Here is a 17,399-nt window from a genome sequence, read left to right on the forward strand (position 1 = left end):
TACCACAAAAGTCAGCCTCTCTCCCATGATTTTCATATCGGGGTTGCGGCTGAGACGCCATGGTGGTTTTCTGTTATTTCTCTAATAGAGAAGTAACAGTGTATTAGGGCACACCTCTTTCACTTGCCGGTCTAATACCGGCCTTTTTATTTCGGGTATATTACTTCGATATTTATTTTGAAATTAGGAAGTGATTAAAATGTTGCTCACATTTTTGATGTATTTCATTATCTTTTTTTCAATCTCGCGTGCATTTAGTCTCTTTGGAGGTAAATGGAGTCCGTTTGCAAAGACTCATTGGAAATTAGATTTGTTTATTTGCCTTGGCATGTCCTTATTTGTAACGCTGCTACTTATGTGAAATACTCTTCGTAATATCACTGCTTTACGAGCCACCCACCGAGTCTCCCCGGCGGGCGACCGATTCTATACAATCACTTTCCATCCGCACCGCTGCCACTTATGCAACTCGTTCCAGCGAATTAATTCATAGCGATAAACAACGCGAGCAGAGCCAAACCCTTTCTCTCTGCGACGAAGCAAATAGTAGCGTGCTTTCTTCATTACGCCACCCCATAGTCTCTTTTTCAGTTGTGGGAACTTCAAAAACAATTTACGGGCAGAAATTCCTTTTAGCATTTTCACGATATACGAAGGGGCAATCTTCGGATGAGCAGAAGCAAAAACGTGAATGTGGTCTTGTTCACCCACTTCCATCATCGCGACTTCAAACTCTCTTTCCTGTGCAACTTCTTGAAAAAAGTCTTTCAGATAGCATTCTATCTCGGTAGTAAACACTTTTCTTCGATCTTTTACAGACCAAACGATATGATAATTGACATTGTAGACACAAGTTCGAGCATGTTTTATGGTAGATTTTTTCATACATATAGTATGAAAGGCTATTTACCATCTATTTTATCAAATATTTTTCACTACATATAGTCAAGAAAAGTATTAAAAATTTTGCCCTTGTCATCCCCAAAAAGGTGATTCGGGCAAAGCGAACTCTCATCTAAAGAGGCAGAGGATTCCCGTCCGCATTTCCTAAAAAGAAATAGAAAAACTACTCCAAATACCCAACCCTCCCATCACAATTGTGCCTAAGATTGTGTACCATTTCGGAAAATCACTCTTCCAATAAAAGACCACCTCTAGGATAACATTAATAACAGCTAATAAAGCCGCCCCTGGAGCTATAACAGAGTTCCAAGAACCCATAATAAATATAATTCCTACAGATATCCAAAGTGATGTAAGCATATAGCGATAATGAGACAATTCTTTTGGTAATGGTGCAATTCCGAATAAACTTGACTTATTCATAAAAGTGATTATTGCTGTAAAAAGCTGAATAAAACCTAGAAGCAGTAGTCCTATATTAATCATATAGCACCTTCCATCCTTAACATTTTGGTTAATTATACCATTAGAATAGAAGGTTTGTTTACAGAAGCGACGTTATAGAACCTTATTTTGTAGATGAATTGATGTTTCTTTACTAAAACTGCTATTTCTATTCAATACTTAAATATCTGATTATAACCAAAAAGTAGGATACTCACGATTACTACGTAAGTTATTTACTAATAAAGCTATTAAAACAATAGCTATGGAGCCAATTAATACAGGAGTAACTAAGTAATTCCATGTGTACGCCCCTAATATAACCACTATCGGATCTGCCCCAGCAGGTGGATGCGTCGTTTTCGTAATCATCATGCATGCTATAGCTGCTCCCACTCCTAAAGCTAACGTCCAGGTATCATTACCTAAAAAGTGGTAGACAATCAATCCCACTAATGTAGAAATAAAATGTCCACCAATTATATTTCTCGGTTGAGATAGAGGAGCATTCCAAATACCAAATGCTAATACACAACTTGCTCCAAAAGGAGCCATTAACCAAGATGTAGATGTGACTTGTGTCAGGTAAGCAAGGACAAAGATAGTTATGAATCCTCCAATAAGTCCTGTCATAGCATCTTTAACATTTACGCTTAGAGTGCTTTTTCCTTTGCCTTTCATTTTAGAAAAATAAATGCGACGGGATATACCTACCACTTTCTCTTGGTCAATAACGGTTTGATTTTTAGATATCATTTAATTCAACCTCCTTATCATTTTGATTCCATAATAACCCATCTTTAATAACCGGTCAAAAGTTAATTTTATGGTTAGTTTAAATAATAATTAGATAATTAACACAATAAAAAAACTTAAACCCAATGGATTTAAGCTTTTTGAGTATAACCACTCTTTTTATCATTTTTCTTTAGAGTTTTCTTTTCTTTTTCGCTGTTGATGGCGTGCAACTTTCTTTCTGTTACCACATATTTCCATAGCACACCATTTTCGTCTTCCACTTTCATCTATAAACAATAATACGCAATCAGGATTTGTACACCGTTTAAGGTAATGTAATCTCTTCTTATCAAGTAAGTTTAATACATCATATGCAATAAGTGAAACGAACGCATCCTCAGGTTGTCCTATTGGAGACGGAAGAAGTTTATTCGGGGTCAATTTATACGAAAACGGTGCTTTTCTAATCATTCTTTCCAAAGAAGATACCCATTCATCTGAAATTTGATATCCATCTGCGATCCGTTCAAAATCACTTCTTAAAAAGGAACGTAATTCACGAAGCGAATGTAATGTCTTATCCAGTCTATCTTCTGATTTAGATATAAGCTCATCATCAATTATGGAGTTTGTTTCTTTCATTATCTTTATCCAATCAGCTAAATCTTTTTCGGATATCAATAAGTCATAACGCTGCCCACGTCTTATAACTTCAGTGTTTACTAAATCAAGAGAAAGGTGTCCGGATATAAGCGGGAATTTTTTTGTCTCCGCCATGATGTACCTCCCTTTGTAAAAATCTTACTTAAATTTTCTAATAAAACAAGACAAGATACTTCAATTGAAGCAGCTTACTTACATATCCGAGATTATAGGACATAAAGAATGCCACTAACCGAATATCAACAATGAAGTCTAACAGAGCCTTTTAAAAAAACTTTTGACTCCCCTTCTATTTCAATGTAACCATGATATCCTCTGCAAAAGAGTACGTCTGGGCCAGCTTCTCCATAATCGCCTCTTTAATTTCCTCCTCCATATCCTTATGGAACATGCGGGGAATCGGAGCGATCAGCTGTGTCATTTCCTCGGAATAGTTGACTTCAATCCCAACATAACAGAGTTCGTCCTTTTCATCCATGTCCAGTATCACACTGGCCGGCATCACTTCCTGTAACACCTGCTTCTTGTACGTAATATCCGCCTCCAGTTTAAACAGGAAGTCGTTCTCCCTCTCCTCTACTTCTTTCACTTCGAAGCTAAATTTGAATGGCTCATAAATGAACAGTTCCCCTGGTGACACTTTAAGGAATTCGCACAGGGTATTAAACGTATCATACTGAATTCCTTTCGCATTGTGGTTCATCAACGAGCTGATGGTTGTCCGTGACATCCCCGTTCCACTGGCAATATCGGCGATTTTTAGTCCTCTCTCTGCCATCAAAACAGCCAAATTACACTTTATCATACATAACACCTCATATTTAAAATACCATATCCACTTCATAATAAATAATATATTGTTTATTTGGTTTTTGACCTAATTTTCACCATTATGTACAATATAAAGCAAAAATAAATAGACTATTGTTTATTTAGGTGATTCAAGTGATTAAATCGATCTTACCAGTTCTGATAGCAAAGCATGGGGTGAGAACGTTAGCTGAGGTTGTAAGACAGACAGGCTTGTTCAGGACAACGCTGACTGCGGTCTACTACAGCAGGGGAAAAGTGAAGGTATAAAATTTTAATTAAAAATCACAGTTAATTCTCTCCATGGTTATCATAACCATGGTCCCCTAATCAGAAAAGGGGAGGTCATTACGCCCCCACCTTTTTATTACTCCCTGTCTCATATACCCATTTCCAGTGTGACCCCTTCAGATATTTACTCATAAAACCTGGCCGTTTTGTCACATCTTACATGCAGAAAGAGACAAAGCTTTTTTCCCATTATCCATCTTTACGGATCTTGTTATATGATAACGGAAAAATGTCGCTACCCTGGTTACGCCTCCACGCATTGAGAAAAAACAGGCAAGTACCTGGACAATGGAAGAAGTGAATGCGTTTTTGTGCACTGTAGCTAAACGCAAAGAGGACAATCGAAGAGTTTATAGTATAATTTATACGTTAGCCATTTATACAGGCATGCGAAAAGGTGAAATTTTAGCTTTACGCTGGAAGAATTGCGACCTGCTAAAAGCACATCGAATAAAGCAAAAAGGATCATCCGGTTCCATAATTTGCGACATACTCATGCCACCCTTCTATTGCTGCTGGGAGAAAATCCAAAAGTTGTATGCGGACGATTGGGGCATGCAGATATCTCAATTACGCTCGGAACGTATTCTCATGTATTACCGAGCATGCAGGAAAACCTGGCAAAAAACTTTGACGCGGCGCTAAAAAATGCATCTCAAAGATCATAATGTGGTCAAAATGTGGTCAATTCACCTTTCCGTAGTAAGGACATACGACGAAAACCTTGATTTACCAAGGTTTACATTGTTTATGATTTGATACTATACTGTTTCTATTGTAGTAGAAAGGTGAGATACCTATGGCATTCGACGGAATTGTGACACGCGCGGTCGCTCATGAGCTGAATGAAAGGCTCGCTACCGGGCGAATTATGAAAATTTATCAACCGACAGATACAGAGATTGTTATGCAAGTACGGACGCGGAGGGGCAATGTACGCCTGCTTCTCTCGGCAAGCCTGAGCTTTCCGCGCATACATATGACAAACGCAAGCTACCAAAATCCGCTGGAGGCTCCAATGTTCTGCATGCTGCTCCGCAAATACTGCGAGGGCGCTATTATCGAGACAATTCGTCAGGTGGATATGGAAAGGATCATCCATATTGATATCCGCGGACGCGACGAGCTCGGCGATGATCGGACAAAGCGGATCGTCCTCGAGATTATGGGGCGACACAGCAATCTGATTCTCATGGACCCGCAGAACGGCCTTATTCATGACGGACTGCACCATGTTACACCGGCCGTAAGCCGCTACCGGGTCATCCTGCCGGGCCGTCCGTACGTAGCTCCGCCGCCGCAGAATAAACTTAATCCGCTGACGGCGACTAAAGATGATTTCATACGTCGTATTCAGTTCAATGAAGGAAAAATCGCCAAGCAAATTGTTGGCTCATTCGAAGGCATCAGCCCGCTTATTGCAAACGAGATTGTCCACCGTGCCGGTCTGCCGACACGGGAAGCGCTTTGGACCTCTTTCACTGAAATAATGGAGGCTGCACGCCGTCACGATTATATTCCTGTGCTTGTGCGTACGGAGAATAAAGAGCATTTTTCCGTCGTGGCTTTAACACACTTATCGGCGGAAAGCAGCGAGACGTTTACCGGGGTAAGCGAATGCCTCGAGGCGTTCTATCACGGCAAAGCGGAACGGGATGCGGTTAAGCAGCGCGTACATGACCTGGCCCGCCTGGTTGCTAATGAACGGAATAAAAACGAGAAAAAAATCGAGAAACTACTTGATACGAAACGTCAGGCGGAAGATGCCCGCATCTACCAAATCTACGGTGAACTAATTACGGCGAATATCTATCAAATTACCAGAGGCCAAACTGAGGCAAACGTGGTAAACTACTACGAGGAAGAAGCCCCGCTCGTCAACATTCCGCTTGATCCGGCGCTTACACCGGCCGAAAACGCGCAAGCCTATTTCAAGCGGTATACGAAGGCGAAGAACAGCCTGGCCGTCGTCGATGACCAGATTGCTGCGGCGGAAGAAGAAGTACGCTATCTCGATACCGTGCTGCAGCAGATCGAGAATGCCGGCCTCGCGGACATTGAAGATATCCGCGAAGAGCTGACCGAGCAGGGCTACCTGCGCGCAAGGCCGGGCAAAATAAAAAAGGGAAAGCCGAAAAATCCGGTGCTTGAACGCTACACATCAAGCGAAGGCGCCGTCATCTATGTCGGCAAAAACAATAAACAAAACGATTATCTGACCAACCGGCTGGCAAGTCCGAATGATACGTGGCTGCATACAAAAGACATTCCGGGCTCCCATGTAGTCATCCGCGGCGATAATTTCAGCGAGAGAACGTTAAGGGAAGCGGCAATGCTGGCCGTTTACTACAGCAAAGCCCGCCAGTCCAGCCAGGTACCGGTCGATTATACGCTTGTTCGCCATGTTAAAAAACCGAAGGGCGCCAAACCCGGATTCGTTATCTATGAACAGCAAAAAACGCTGTTCGTGACACTAGATGATGAAATCATCCAGGCGCTTACAAAAACTAAAACCACAACGTCTTGAGGAATGAAGGATGTCAAAAAATTCGTTTTTGAAAGGCACGCTCATACTAACGCTGGCGGCGATCATCTCGCGCGTGCTCGGCGTCGGGCAGCGCGTCCCGCTTCAGCATATTATGGGTAATGACGGGATGACGCTTTATACCATCTCGTATAACATCTACAGCATGCTGCTCATCATCGCCACCCTTGGGGTGCCGAGCGCACTGAGCAAACAAATCTCGGAATATACGGCGATTGGCAAGTACCTTGAAGCCTACCAGACTTACAAGGCGGCCCGCAATTTCGCGCTCGTAACCGGCTTTATTATGTTCGCGTTCATGATGATCATTGCTCCATACTATGCCGAATACGCACTGGCGCCGCAGGCGGACCTGGCCATCCGCGCCATCGCGCCGGCCATGCTCTTGTTCCCGCTTATCGCCATCATGCGCGGATACTTCCAGGGTCTGCAATTCATGCAGCCGACCGGACTGTCGCAGATTATGGAGCAAATTTTGCGTGTAGCGACGGCGGTAGCGCTGCCGCTCATTCTCCTCCATTGGGGCTATAACAAAGATGTGGCCGTAGCCGGTGCCTCGTTCGGCGCGGTAACCGGCAGCATCGCCGCATGCGGCGTCATGATATACTTTTATAAAAAACGGCGGGCTGAACAAAAGAAACAGCTTGCTTCGCAAAAATCGCACACAAAACTGACATACCGGCAAATTTACAGCAAGATGATCCGGCTGTCGCTGCCGATTACGCTGTCGGCGCTCGCGGTCCCGCTCATCTACTTCATTGATACTTCGACATCGCTGCGCCTGTTGACACCGCAGGAAGAGCGGGTTTCTTTCGCGGTAGGTCACAAGGAAGCGACCATCGGAGATAAAGAAATTGTCCTGCCGGTGGCACCGTACCTGCACAATAACAATACCACCATGGTGCCACTTGAGGCGGTCAGCCAGGCGATGGGTGCCAAATTAACATGGGAGCCGGATAAAAAACGCGTATTCTATGAGCGCGGTCCGGTCAAAGAAACACTGACACTCGGCTCGGACGTCAAGGTAGGAAACAAAATACTCGGACCGTTTGAATATGCCGAAAATACAAACGTTCCGGCTGTACCGGTCCGTTTTTTCACCGAGCAGCTCCATACCTATAAAGAGGCGATGGATACGCTTGGCATTCTCGGCGGCAGCGCGCAGTCGCTGGCCGGTCTGCCGATTATTCTCGCCATTGCGCTCAGCTCTTCGATTATTCCGGTCGTCTCGTCAGCACATTCACGCCGCGATGAGCGGGAAGTGCAGCGCATGAGTTCTATGGCGCTTAGAGTGGCGCTTATTACCGGTGTTCCGGCCGCACTCTATCTTACTGTGGCTGCCTATCCGGTGAACGGCTTTCTATTCAGCAATACGGAAGCCACGTATACGAAAGCGGCCTGGATTATCGCATTCTTATGCTTCGGCACGATATTTCAGATTCTCATGATGACATCGTCCGGCATCCTGCAGGGATTGGGACGAACCGATTTGCCCATGCGGCATGTAGCGGTAGGGATTCTCGTTAAATGGGGCGGCAACTATGCCCTCGCGCCGCTGTTCGGTATTTATGGCATCATCATGGCGACCTCGTTCTGCTTTATCGTAGTAATGGCACTGAATCTGCGGGCAATTAACCGTTATACGCGCCTGACGATTCTCGGTGAGAAGTGGCGCGGTTTCCTGCTCTCATCCCTGCTGCTCTGCGCTATCGGACTTACGATTGTGTGGGCCGGGTTTAAAGTACAGCCTTTAGTATCTATGCCTGCGTTTCTGTTCTTCGGTATCGAATCGGCTGTGATCGCGGTGTTCAGCCTGGCTGGATATGGTATCGCCCTATTCCGACTTAAAGGTATCGATGTACAGGAGATTCGCTACTTCCCGCGCGCGGCCCAGAAAGCCTACCATCTACTGGCCCGCTATCGGATTGTGCCTGCCTATATCGATCCTGTAAATCAGCAACAAAAAAGTGGACTTCCTTAACTATTGGAGGTCCGCTTTTTTACCGTTCGCTATACTCGTTTACCACTTCCATTCATCCTCCAGCTTTTTTAGAAGCCTGTCAATTTTGTTTATCTCTATCTGGATTTGCTGAATGGTTTTCTCATCCTGAATTTCGTTTTTATCTAATAGCTAAACCTAAGCCTACAGATTCTATCTATTATCCTTTATATTCGCGTGGGTTTTCCCGCCAGGCTCTTAACGTGTCAAGCTGTTCCGGGCGGATGGCGCCTTTCTCTTGGGCGACATCGAGCAGCGCGGTATAGTTGCTGAGCGTCTCAAACGGAAAGCCCGCTTCTACGAATGCCTGCTCTGCGGCCGGAAATTGGTAAGAGAAGATTGCCAGTACTGCCAGCACCTCTCCTCCTGCTTCCTGTACTGCTCGTGCAGCTTCAATGGAGCTTCCACCGGTTGAAATCAAATCTTCAATGACAATAACTTTAGCTCCGGCTTCGAGTTTGCCTTCAATCTGATTGCCTTTGCCGTGTCCCTTCGGCTTCGAGCGCACATAGGCCATCGGCAGATTCAACTCATCAGCCAGCCATGCGGCATGCGGAATACCCGCTGTCGCCGTTCCGGCAATTACCTGCGCCTCTGAATATTTTTCACGAATGAGCGAAGCGAAGGTGCGGCATATCAAACGGCGCACTTCAGGATAGGACATTGTCATTCGATTATCGCAGTAAATCGGGCTTTTGATGCCTGATGTCCAAGTGAACGGCTCATTCGGACGCAGGGCCACGGCGTCAATCTCCAGCAGCTTTTCCGCAATTTGTCGTGCTGTATCTGTATTAGTTGGCATATTGCTTCACTCCTTCTAAAATATCGTGCAGCGCTTGTTTCGGATTTGCCGCCTGCGTAATCGCCCGGCCAATCACGATAAAATCGGACCCTAGCTTAAATGCTTCTTCAGGGGTGGTGATTCTATGCTGGTCGCCCGTATCCGTTCCCTTCGGACGAATGCCCGGCGTAACGGTTAAAAATGACGCGCCGCATGCTTCTTTAATCAGGGGCACTTCCTTCGGCGACGCCACCACCCCATCTAAGCCCGCCTGCTGTACCAGCCGCGCGTAGCGGACGACACACTCTTCCACACTTCCCTCAATGCCCAGTTCGTCGTTCATCATTTCCCGGGTGGTGCTGGTCAGCTGCGTCACACCGATAAGGAGAGGGCGCTTTCCACCGGCCGGGGTCCCTTTTTCCAGACCCTCGCGCGCCGCTTCCATCATCTTCCGGCCGCCTGCCGCATGAACGTTGACCATATCGATACCCAGTCCGGCTATGCTCTGCATGGCGCCTCTGGCTGTGTTCGGTATATCGTGCACTTTCAAATCGAGGAAAATCGAATACCCTTTCTCTTTCAATTGCCGCACGTAATCCGGTCCTGCCGCATAATACAGTTGCATGCCAATCTTAACATAAACACCTGTTCCTTCCAGTATGCCGACACAGCGGTCCGCTTCCACAGCGCCCGGAAAATCGAGCGCCACCATAATTCGTCCGTTCATTTCACTCACCGTTTCCACCCCGCTCCCGTCAGCTCTCCGATAGATTCGACGCCGTATTGATCAAGCTTTGCTTCCAGTTCTTCAATGATTGCCGGACAGATGAGCGGGTCGACGAAATTGGCCGTACCGACCGCCACCGCCGATGCACCGGCCATGAAGAACTCAATGACATCATCCGCCGATTGAATGCCGCCCATGCCGATAATCGGAATGTTGACCTGCTGGCTGACCTCATAAATCATGCGAATCGCCACCGGTTTAATCGCAGGTCCCGACAGGCCGCCTGACCCATTGGCCAGCACCGGACGGCGCGTTTTCAAGTCGATTCGCATGCCGAGCAGCGTATTAATCATGCTGAGTCCGTCCGCTCCCGCCGCTTCCACCGCTTTTGCAATGGCAACCACGTCGGTAACGTTCGGAGATAGCTTAACGAATACAGGCACCTTGCTGACTTTCTTAATTTCCTCCGTCAGTTGCGCCGCAATGTCCGGGTCCGTGCCGAATGTAATTCCGCCACATTTCACGTTTGGACAAGAAATGTTCAGTTCAATGCCCGCCACATTCGGCGCCTCGCCGATCCGCTCACTCACCCGCACATAATCTTCCGTTACCGTACCCGCCACGTTGACAATGACTGGCAGCTCAGTGAACTGTTCGAGCCATGGTAGCTCATGTGCCATCACATCATCTAATCCCGGATTTTGAAGGCCGATTGCATTCAACATACCACCGGGTGTTTCCGCCACACGCGGCGTCGGATTCCCCTGGCGCTCTTCTACTGTGGTCGCTTTTACGGCGATGGCACCCAGCTTGTTTAAATCGTAGAATTGTGCATATTCCCTTCCGAAGCCGAAGCAGCCGGACGCCGGCATGACCGGATTTTTCATTTCAATTCCTGCGATATTGACTGCCAGACGGTTTGATGTTGATGTCGTCATACCAGTTGCACCTCCCCGAACGTAAAGACCGGGCCATCCGAGCAAATTTTTCGATATTTCTTGCCTTCTCCCGGCTCCTGCACAGGGCAAACGCAGGCCAGGCACGCACCGATGCCGCAGCCCATACGCTGCTCAAGCGAAATGTATCCTTCTTTGCCTGCGGCCTGGTACGTATTCTGCAGGGCACGCAGCATGGGGAGCGGGCCGCATGAATACAGCACATCCCAATCCGACGCATCCAGTCCGTAATCTGCGGTTAATACATCGGTAACCAGCCCTTTTACACCGGCCGTGCCATCCATTGTCACAACATGCACATCCCCCAACTCAGCCAGTTCTTGTTCCAAGAATACCTGTGAAGCCGTGCCAAAGCCGATGACATATGTGATGCGCACCCCGCGCTTTTTTAGTTCCTTGCCCAGGTAGTACAGGGGCGGAACACCGATGCCGCCGCCGACGAGCAACGCATGCTCGCCGTCCTGCCGTTCTGTAACCGGAAAACCCCGGCCAAGCGGACCGAGAATATCGAGCGGCTGGCCCGGTACGTATTCGCTCAATACGCGCGTTCCATGCCCTTCCGCCCGGTATATCATCGTAAGTCTCTGGCGGTCCGCATCCACATCACAGATGCTGATCGGTCGGCGCAGCAGCGGATCGATGCCCGTGCCGCACTTCACATGAATGAACTGGCCGGGCCGTGTCATGCGGCCCACCAGTTCACCTTCCACTTCCAGACGGAAAATCCGTTCTGCCACCTGCGTGTTGGATACGACGGTCACCACGCCCTTATCCATGCACATACGCCTCCTTTACCGCTTCAAATCGTGGCATTGACTCTGCCCCAAACGTGATGGTGTCAAGTACGCGCAGCAGCGCACGCGCCGTATCAAGCGATGTCAGGCAGACGACACCGTTCTCCGCCGATTCACGGCGGATGCGGAATCCGTCACGTTCCGGTGTTTTGCCTTTGGTCAGCGTATTGAGGACGAAGCTGGCTTCGCCTTTGCGGATAATATCGAGCATATTCGGCGAAGCTTCGTTAACTTTGCGGACGCGGGTTACCTTCATTCCTTTGTCTTCCAGGTAACGTGCCGTTCCTTCCGTGGCGAGCAGTTTAAATCCAAGCTGGTTAAAGCCTTTGATAATATCAAGCGCTTCTTCCTTGTCTTTGTCTGCGACGGTTACCAGCAGCGATCCGTGTGTCGGAATGCTCATGCCTGAGGCAATCAGGCCTTTGTACAGCGCTTTAGCGAGGTTTTTATCACGGCCCATTACCTCACCGGTCGATTTCATCTCCGGTCCGAGCGTCGTGTCGACACGGCGCAGCTTAGCAAACGAGAATACCGGCACTTTGACCGATACGTGCTCCGCTTCCGGATGATAGCCCGGCGTGTAGCCAAGTTCCGGAATGGTGTGGCCAAGAATGACTTTCGTCGCGATATTGGCCATCGGCAGGTTTGTGATTTTACTTAAAAACGGCACGGTACGGGATGAACGCGGATTTACCTCCAGCACATACGCCTTGCTCTTGTGAATGACAAACTGAATGTTGAGCAGACCTTTGATATTGAGCCCGCGTGCAATCCGGGTTGTCATGTCAATCAATTCTTCTTTCAACTGTGCCGAGATGGTCTGCGCAGGGTAGACGGCAATCGAGTCGCCGGAATGGACGCCGGCCCGTTCAATATGTTCCATGATGCCCGGAATGAGCACATTTTCACCGTCGCTAATTGCGTCCACTTCGACTTCCGCGCCCATGAGATACGTATCCACAAGCACCGGATGTTCCGGATTAATCTTTACTGCCTCACGCATGTATGTTAGCAATTCCTGTTCGTTGTAGACAATCTCCATGGCACGACCGCCCAGTACGTACGACGGACGAACGAGTACCGGATAGCCAAGCGATGCCGCCGCTTCCACAGCCGCATCAACCGTCGTGACGGTTTTGCCCGGCGGCTGCGCGATGTCGAGCGAACGCAGCAGCTTTTCAAATTTCTCACGGTCTTCCGCTGTATCGATGCTGGCCAGGTTGGTGCCAAGAATTTTTACGCCGGCTTTTTCAAGATCCGCCGCCAGGTTGATTGCCGTCTGTCCGCCAAACTGCACGATGACGCCTTCCGGTTTTTCCTTCTCGATAATATGCAGCACGTCTTCAATATAGAGCGGTTCGAAATACAGACGGTCGGATGTGCTGAAATCGGTCGAAACCGTCTCCGGGTTGTTGTTGACGATAACCGCTTCATAGCCCATTTCTTTCAGCGCCCAGACAGCGTGTACGGTGGAGTAGTCAAACTCGATGCCTTGACCGATGCGAATCGGGCCGGAGCCAAGTACGATGACGCGCGGTTTGCCTGTTTCCTCCCGCTCGTCTTCATCTTCATACGTTGAGTAGTAGTATGGCGTTGCGGCTTCGAACTCGGCCGCACACGTATCAACCATTTTGTATACCGGGATGATGCCAGCATCCTTACGCTGCGCTTCGATATCGGCGAGCGCAATTCCGGTTACTTCCGCGATGCGGCGGTCGGTGAAGCCCATCCGCTTTGCCCGGCGCAACATGTTTCTGTCGAATGTGCGGGAAATCACCGCTTCCTCCATTTCTTTCTCAAAGCGGACGATACCTCCGAACTTCGCAAGGAAGAAATAGTCGATTTTCGTCAGCTCATGGATTCGCTCTTCCGTCATGCCGCGGCGCAATCCTTCCATGATAAGGAACAGACGCTCGTCGTCCGCTTTCACCAGGCGGCGTTCCAACTCTTCCTGACTTACTTCTTTCGCTTCCGGCAGCTCCAGGCTATGCAGACCGATTTCAAGAGAACGAACTGCTTTGTGCAGCGATTCTTCAAACGTACGTCCAATGGCCATGACTTCACCGGTCGCTTTCATCTGCGTACCCAGCCTGCGGTTGGCGGAGATAAATTTATCGAACGGCCAGCGCGGAATCTTTGTAACGATATAGTCCAGCGTCGGCTCGAAGCAGGCGTACGTCTGCTGGGTAACCGGGTTTTTCAGCTCATCCAGCGTATAGCCGACGGCAATCTTCGCCGCCATCTTCGCGATCGGATAGCCGGTCGCTTTGGACGCCAGCGCGGAGGAACGGCTCACGCGCGGGTTTACCTCAATGACATAGTATTGGAAGCTGTTCGGGTCGAGCGCCAGCTGCACGTTACATCCGCCCTGGATGTTAAGCGCGCGGATAATTTTCAGCGACGCGGAACGCAGCATCTGGTATTCGCGGTCCGAAATCGTCTGGCTCGGCGCCACTACGATACTGTCGCCTGTATGGATGCCGACCGGGTCGATGTTTTCCATGTTACACACGACAATGGCGTTGTCAACTGCGTCGCGCATCACTTCATACTCAATTTCTTTAAAACCGGCAATGCTTTTTTCGACCAGGCATTGCGTAATCGGACTGTACTTCAAACCGCTGGCCACAATCTCGCGCAGTTCTTCCTCATCGGCTGCAATGCCGCCGCCCGTACCACCCAGCGTGTACGCGGGGCGAACGATAATCGGGTAGCCGATGCGCTCGGCGAACGCCAACGCTTCTTCCACCGTATGAATGATATCACTCGGAGGCACCGGTTCACCGATTTCCTGCATGAGGCTGCGGAACAGCTCACGATCTTCCGCTTTTTTGATTGCTTCTAAATCTGTGCCGAGCAACAGCACATTTTCCTCTTCAAGGATACCTGCTTCATCGAGTTCAATGGCGAGATTCAGACCCGTCTGTCCGCCAAGCGTAGCCAACAGACCGTCCGGTTTCTCCTGGCGAATGATGCGCGCCACAAACTCTTTCGTCAACGGCTCGATGTATACTTTGTCTGCCATGTTGGTATCGGTCATAATGGTCGCCGGATTGCTGTTGACCAGGATGACTTCATACCCCTCTTCTTTTAACGCCTGACAAGCCTGGGTCCCGGCGTAATCGAATTCCGCGGCCTGACCGATGACGATCGGACCAGAACCAATGACAAGAATCTTCTTGATGTTATCGAGTCGCGGCATGCGCTTTTTCCCCCTTTACGAATGTGGTTACCTGTTCCAGAAAATGGTCAAACAAATAGTTCGAATCATATGGTCCCGGCGCGGCTTCCGGATGATACTGCACAGAGAATGCCGCATATTTTTTATGTGTAAGCCCTTCGACTGTGCCATCATTCAACGCAATATGGCTGATTTCCAGGTCCGTATTCATTACCGAATCGGCGGTCACGGTGTAGCCGTGGTTTTGTGAAGTGATGTGTGTACGGCCGGTTGAAAGCTCTTTAACCGGATGATTGCCACCGCGGTGCCCGAACTTCAGCTTCTCCGTGTCGGCGCCGCACGCCAGCGCGAACAGTTGATGTCCCAGGCAAATACCGAACAGCGGGTACTCGCCAAGAATCTCTTGAATCATATGGATGGCCTCCGGAACGCTCTTCGGATCTCCGGGTCCGTTCGAGAGCAGAATTCCGTCCGGACGGATGCGACGAATTTCATCAGCCGTAACATTGTACGGAGCGACAATCACATCGCAGCCCCGGTTGGTCAACTCGCGCAGGATGCCGTATTTCGCACCGAAATCCACAAGCACGATACGCGGACCCCGTCCCGGCACCGGGAATAAGTTCTTCGTAGACACGCGGGCCACCTGGTCTTCCATCAGCGGTGCCTTAAGTTTCTCAAGCAACGCCTCCACCGGCTCATCTGAAGTCGTAATAATGCCTTTAAGCGTACCATGCTGGCGGATGATCCGTGTCAGCTTGCGCGTGTCGACTTCAGCGATGCCAGGGATGTTATATTCTTTGAGAAGAGAGGCAATCGTCTGCTCGCTGCGCCAGTTGCTTGGCACTTCACAGTGTTCCCGTACGACGAACCCGTGTACAAACGGGCGAATGGATTCGAAGTCATCGCGGCTTACCCCGTAATTTCCGATCATCGGATAGGTCATCGTAACAATCTGTCCGCAATACGACGGGTCAGACAGTACCTCCTGGTAGCCGGTAATTCCGGTGTTAAATACAACTTCTCCCCGCGACTCTTCTTCCGCGCCGAATGAAGTCCCGATGAATACCGTGCCGTCTTCCAGTATGAGTCTCGCTTGTTTGGTCATTATGGTCTCGCTCCTTCATTGTTCATCTCTTCCGCCTGCCATACTACGCGGCCCTCAAGCATGGTCAACACCGGCCAGCCTTTCAGCTTCCAGCCTGTAAATGGCGTATTACGCCCCTTACTTAAGAATGTAGTAGGATCTACTTCTTTTTCCGTTTCCAAATCAATCACCGCTATATCGGCCACAGCGCCTTCTTCGAGCACGCCCCATGGCAGATTGAATACATCCGCCGGCACTTTCGTCATTCGGTCGACAATTTCTTGCAGGGTGAATGCGCCCGGCAGCACCAGCTTCGTATATAGAAGCGGGAACGCAGTTTCCAGGCCGACGATACCGAATGGCGCCAGTTCCATGCCCCGCTGCTTTTCTTCTGCCGTATGCGGTGCATGGTCGGTTACAATCATGTCAATTGTACCGTCTTTTAATCCCTCAAGCAGCGCATCACGGTCGCGGCGGGAACGCAGCGGCGGATTCATCTTATAGTTGGCGTCCAAACCCGGAATGTCTTCATCGCACAGGAGAAGATGGTGCGGGCATACTTCTGCCGTTACACGAACGCCGCGCTGTTTCGCCTCCCGAACGAGACGCACCGACTCGGCGGTACTAATGTGACATACATGGTAATGTGTACCCGTGGCTTCCGCCAGCAGAATGTCGCGGCTAACATGAATCGATTCAGCCTCCGACGGGATGCCCTTTAAGCCGTGCTTTTCGCTGAATATACCTTCGTGCACGCATCCGCCTTCAGCCAGACTGTCATCTTCACAGTGCGCTACTACCGGCAAACCGAGCGACGTTGCCATCTTCATTGCATCTTTCATCATTTGACTTGTCTGTATGCCTACCCCGTCATCGGATACGGCGACGATGCCGGCTTCTTTCAACGCCGCCATGTCGGTTAACTCTTTGCCAAGCTCACGCACCGTAATGGCACCTATCGGCAGCACACGGGCGCTGCCTTCTTCTTTTGCTTTGCGAAGAATTTGCTGCACCACTTCAGGCGTATCGGTGACCGGGCGCGTATTCGGCATACATGCTACCGTGGTAAAACCGCCGCGGGCAGCCGACGCCGTTCCGGTCGCAATCGTTTCTTTTGCTTCGAATCCCGGCTCCCTCAGATGAACATGCATATCGATAAAGCCCGGGGTAACCAGTTTGCCCTGCACATCGATAACCTCGTGACCGACCCCGTCAATGCTGTCCGCAATCCTGGCGATCATGTTTTCCTCGATTAAAACGTCCTTTGTTACCAGCTCTCCACTTATAAGCAATTGACCATTTCGCAAAATTGTACCCATGGTTCTCCCCCCGTGCGTAATTTTTGATTATAAAAAAGGCTTCCTACCGTCCTGCCGGGGTAAGAAGCCCTGTCGTATATGCATTCGGAAATAAGGAGCCCGTCTTTCCCATGCACCAAAATTTATGCGGGAACAGGCCGCCTTCTCCTACTTCACATACA

General features: G+C 49.1%; 15 protein-coding genes. 3 read left to right on the forward strand and 12 right to left on the reverse strand.

Annotation, left to right across the window (positions count from 1 at the left end; genetic code table 11):
• Nucleotides 1-426: 426 nt before the first annotated feature.
• From tnpA to ADA01nite_RS00865, 5 genes are all read right to left on the reverse strand, one after another.
• Entirely contained in the window at nucleotides 427-885 is a 459-nt protein-coding gene (gene tnpA, locus ADA01nite_RS00845; RefSeq protein WP_218029517.1) for an IS200/IS605 family transposase, read from the reverse strand.
• Nucleotides 886-1,047: 162 nt separating this feature from the next.
• Nucleotides 1,048-1,389 carry a hypothetical protein gene (locus tag ADA01nite_RS00850; protein WP_146808003.1) on the reverse strand — a complete coding sequence of 114 codons (342 nt, stop codon included), beginning with the start codon at nucleotides 1,387-1,389 and terminating at the stop codon, nucleotides 1,048-1,050.
• A gap of 150 nt (nucleotides 1,390-1,539) precedes the next feature.
• Nucleotides 1,540-2,103 carry an HPP family protein gene (locus ADA01nite_RS00855; RefSeq protein ID WP_146808004.1) on the reverse strand — a complete coding sequence of 188 codons (564 nt, stop codon included), beginning with the start codon at nucleotides 2,101-2,103 and terminating at the stop codon, nucleotides 1,540-1,542.
• Between the two features lie 162 nt (nucleotides 2,104-2,265).
• Nucleotides 2,266-2,862: a CGNR zinc finger domain-containing protein gene (locus ADA01nite_RS00860; protein ID WP_146808005.1), complete on the reverse strand. Its 597-nt coding sequence runs from the start codon at nucleotides 2,860-2,862 to the stop codon at nucleotides 2,266-2,268.
• 175 nt (nucleotides 2,863-3,037) lie between these two features.
• Nucleotides 3,038-3,553 carry a helix-turn-helix domain-containing protein gene (locus ADA01nite_RS00865; RefSeq protein ID WP_170230053.1) on the reverse strand — a complete coding sequence of 172 codons (516 nt, stop codon included), beginning with the start codon at nucleotides 3,551-3,553 and terminating at the stop codon, nucleotides 3,038-3,040.
• A 778-nt stretch (nucleotides 3,554-4,331) separates the two neighbouring features.
• On the opposite strand from ADA01nite_RS00865, the gene ADA01nite_RS22505 reads away from it, so the two are divergent.
• The 3 genes from ADA01nite_RS22505 (at nucleotide 4,332) to ADA01nite_RS00880 (ending at nucleotide 8,375) form a co-directional block, all read left to right on the forward strand.
• Complete coding sequence (locus tag ADA01nite_RS22505) at nucleotides 4,332-4,517, forward strand: site-specific integrase (protein WP_371863520.1); 186 nt, start codon at nucleotides 4,332-4,334, stop codon at nucleotides 4,515-4,517.
• Between the two features lie 131 nt (nucleotides 4,518-4,648).
• A complete protein-coding gene (locus tag ADA01nite_RS00875; RefSeq protein ID WP_146808007.1) occupies nucleotides 4,649-6,376 on the forward strand; it encodes an Rqc2 family fibronectin-binding protein in 1,728 nt (575 codons plus the stop codon).
• Nucleotides 6,377-6,386: 10 nt separating this feature from the next.
• On the forward strand, nucleotides 6,387-8,375 hold the full coding sequence (locus ADA01nite_RS00880; protein WP_146808008.1) for an oligosaccharide flippase family protein: 1,989 nt from the start codon (nucleotides 6,387-6,389) through the stop codon (nucleotides 8,373-8,375).
• A 178-nt stretch (nucleotides 8,376-8,553) separates the two neighbouring features.
• Here the strand turns inward: ADA01nite_RS00880 and pyrE are convergent, their stop codons facing one another.
• Genes pyrE through pyrC form a run of 7 tightly spaced genes read right to left on the reverse strand, consistent with a single transcriptional unit; the run spans nucleotide 8,554 to nucleotide 17,238 of the window.
• A complete protein-coding gene (pyrE, locus tag ADA01nite_RS00885) occupies nucleotides 8,554-9,195 on the reverse strand; it encodes an orotate phosphoribosyltransferase (RefSeq protein ID WP_146808009.1) in 642 nt (213 codons plus the stop codon).
• Entirely contained in the window at nucleotides 9,185-9,901 is a 717-nt protein-coding gene (gene pyrF / locus ADA01nite_RS00890) for an orotidine-5'-phosphate decarboxylase (protein ID WP_146808134.1), read from the reverse strand. Before pyrF ends, pyrE begins: the two co-directional genes overlap by 11 nt.
• A gap of 5 nt (nucleotides 9,902-9,906) precedes the next feature.
• A complete protein-coding gene (locus ADA01nite_RS00895) occupies nucleotides 9,907-10,839 on the reverse strand; it encodes a dihydroorotate dehydrogenase (protein ID WP_146808010.1) in 933 nt (310 codons plus the stop codon).
• Nucleotides 10,836-11,633, reverse strand: a complete 798-nt coding sequence (locus ADA01nite_RS00900; protein WP_146808011.1) for a dihydroorotate dehydrogenase electron transfer subunit — start codon at nucleotides 11,631-11,633, stop codon at nucleotides 10,836-10,838. The genes ADA01nite_RS00895 and ADA01nite_RS00900 overlap by 4 nt, the downstream gene beginning before the upstream one ends.
• On the reverse strand, nucleotides 11,626-14,853 hold the full coding sequence (gene carB / locus ADA01nite_RS00905) for a carbamoyl-phosphate synthase large subunit (protein WP_146808012.1): 3,228 nt from the start codon (nucleotides 14,851-14,853) through the stop codon (nucleotides 11,626-11,628). Before carB ends, ADA01nite_RS00900 begins: the two co-directional genes overlap by 8 nt.
• Nucleotides 14,837-15,940 (reverse strand): carbamoyl phosphate synthase small subunit, encoded by a 1,104-nt coding sequence (locus ADA01nite_RS00910; RefSeq protein WP_146808013.1) that lies wholly within the window; start codon nucleotides 15,938-15,940, stop codon nucleotides 14,837-14,839. The genes carB and ADA01nite_RS00910 overlap by 17 nt, the downstream gene beginning before the upstream one ends.
• Nucleotides 15,940-17,238 (reverse strand): dihydroorotase, encoded by a 1,299-nt coding sequence (pyrC, locus tag ADA01nite_RS00915; RefSeq protein ID WP_146808014.1) that lies wholly within the window; start codon nucleotides 17,236-17,238, stop codon nucleotides 15,940-15,942. Before pyrC ends, ADA01nite_RS00910 begins: the two co-directional genes overlap by 1 nt.
• Nucleotides 17,239-17,399 lie beyond the last annotated feature (161 nt).

This window comes from Aneurinibacillus danicus, assembly GCF_007991215.1.
In the GTDB taxonomy this organism is placed as follows: Bacteria; Bacillota; Bacilli; order Aneurinibacillales; family Aneurinibacillaceae; genus Aneurinibacillus; species Aneurinibacillus danicus.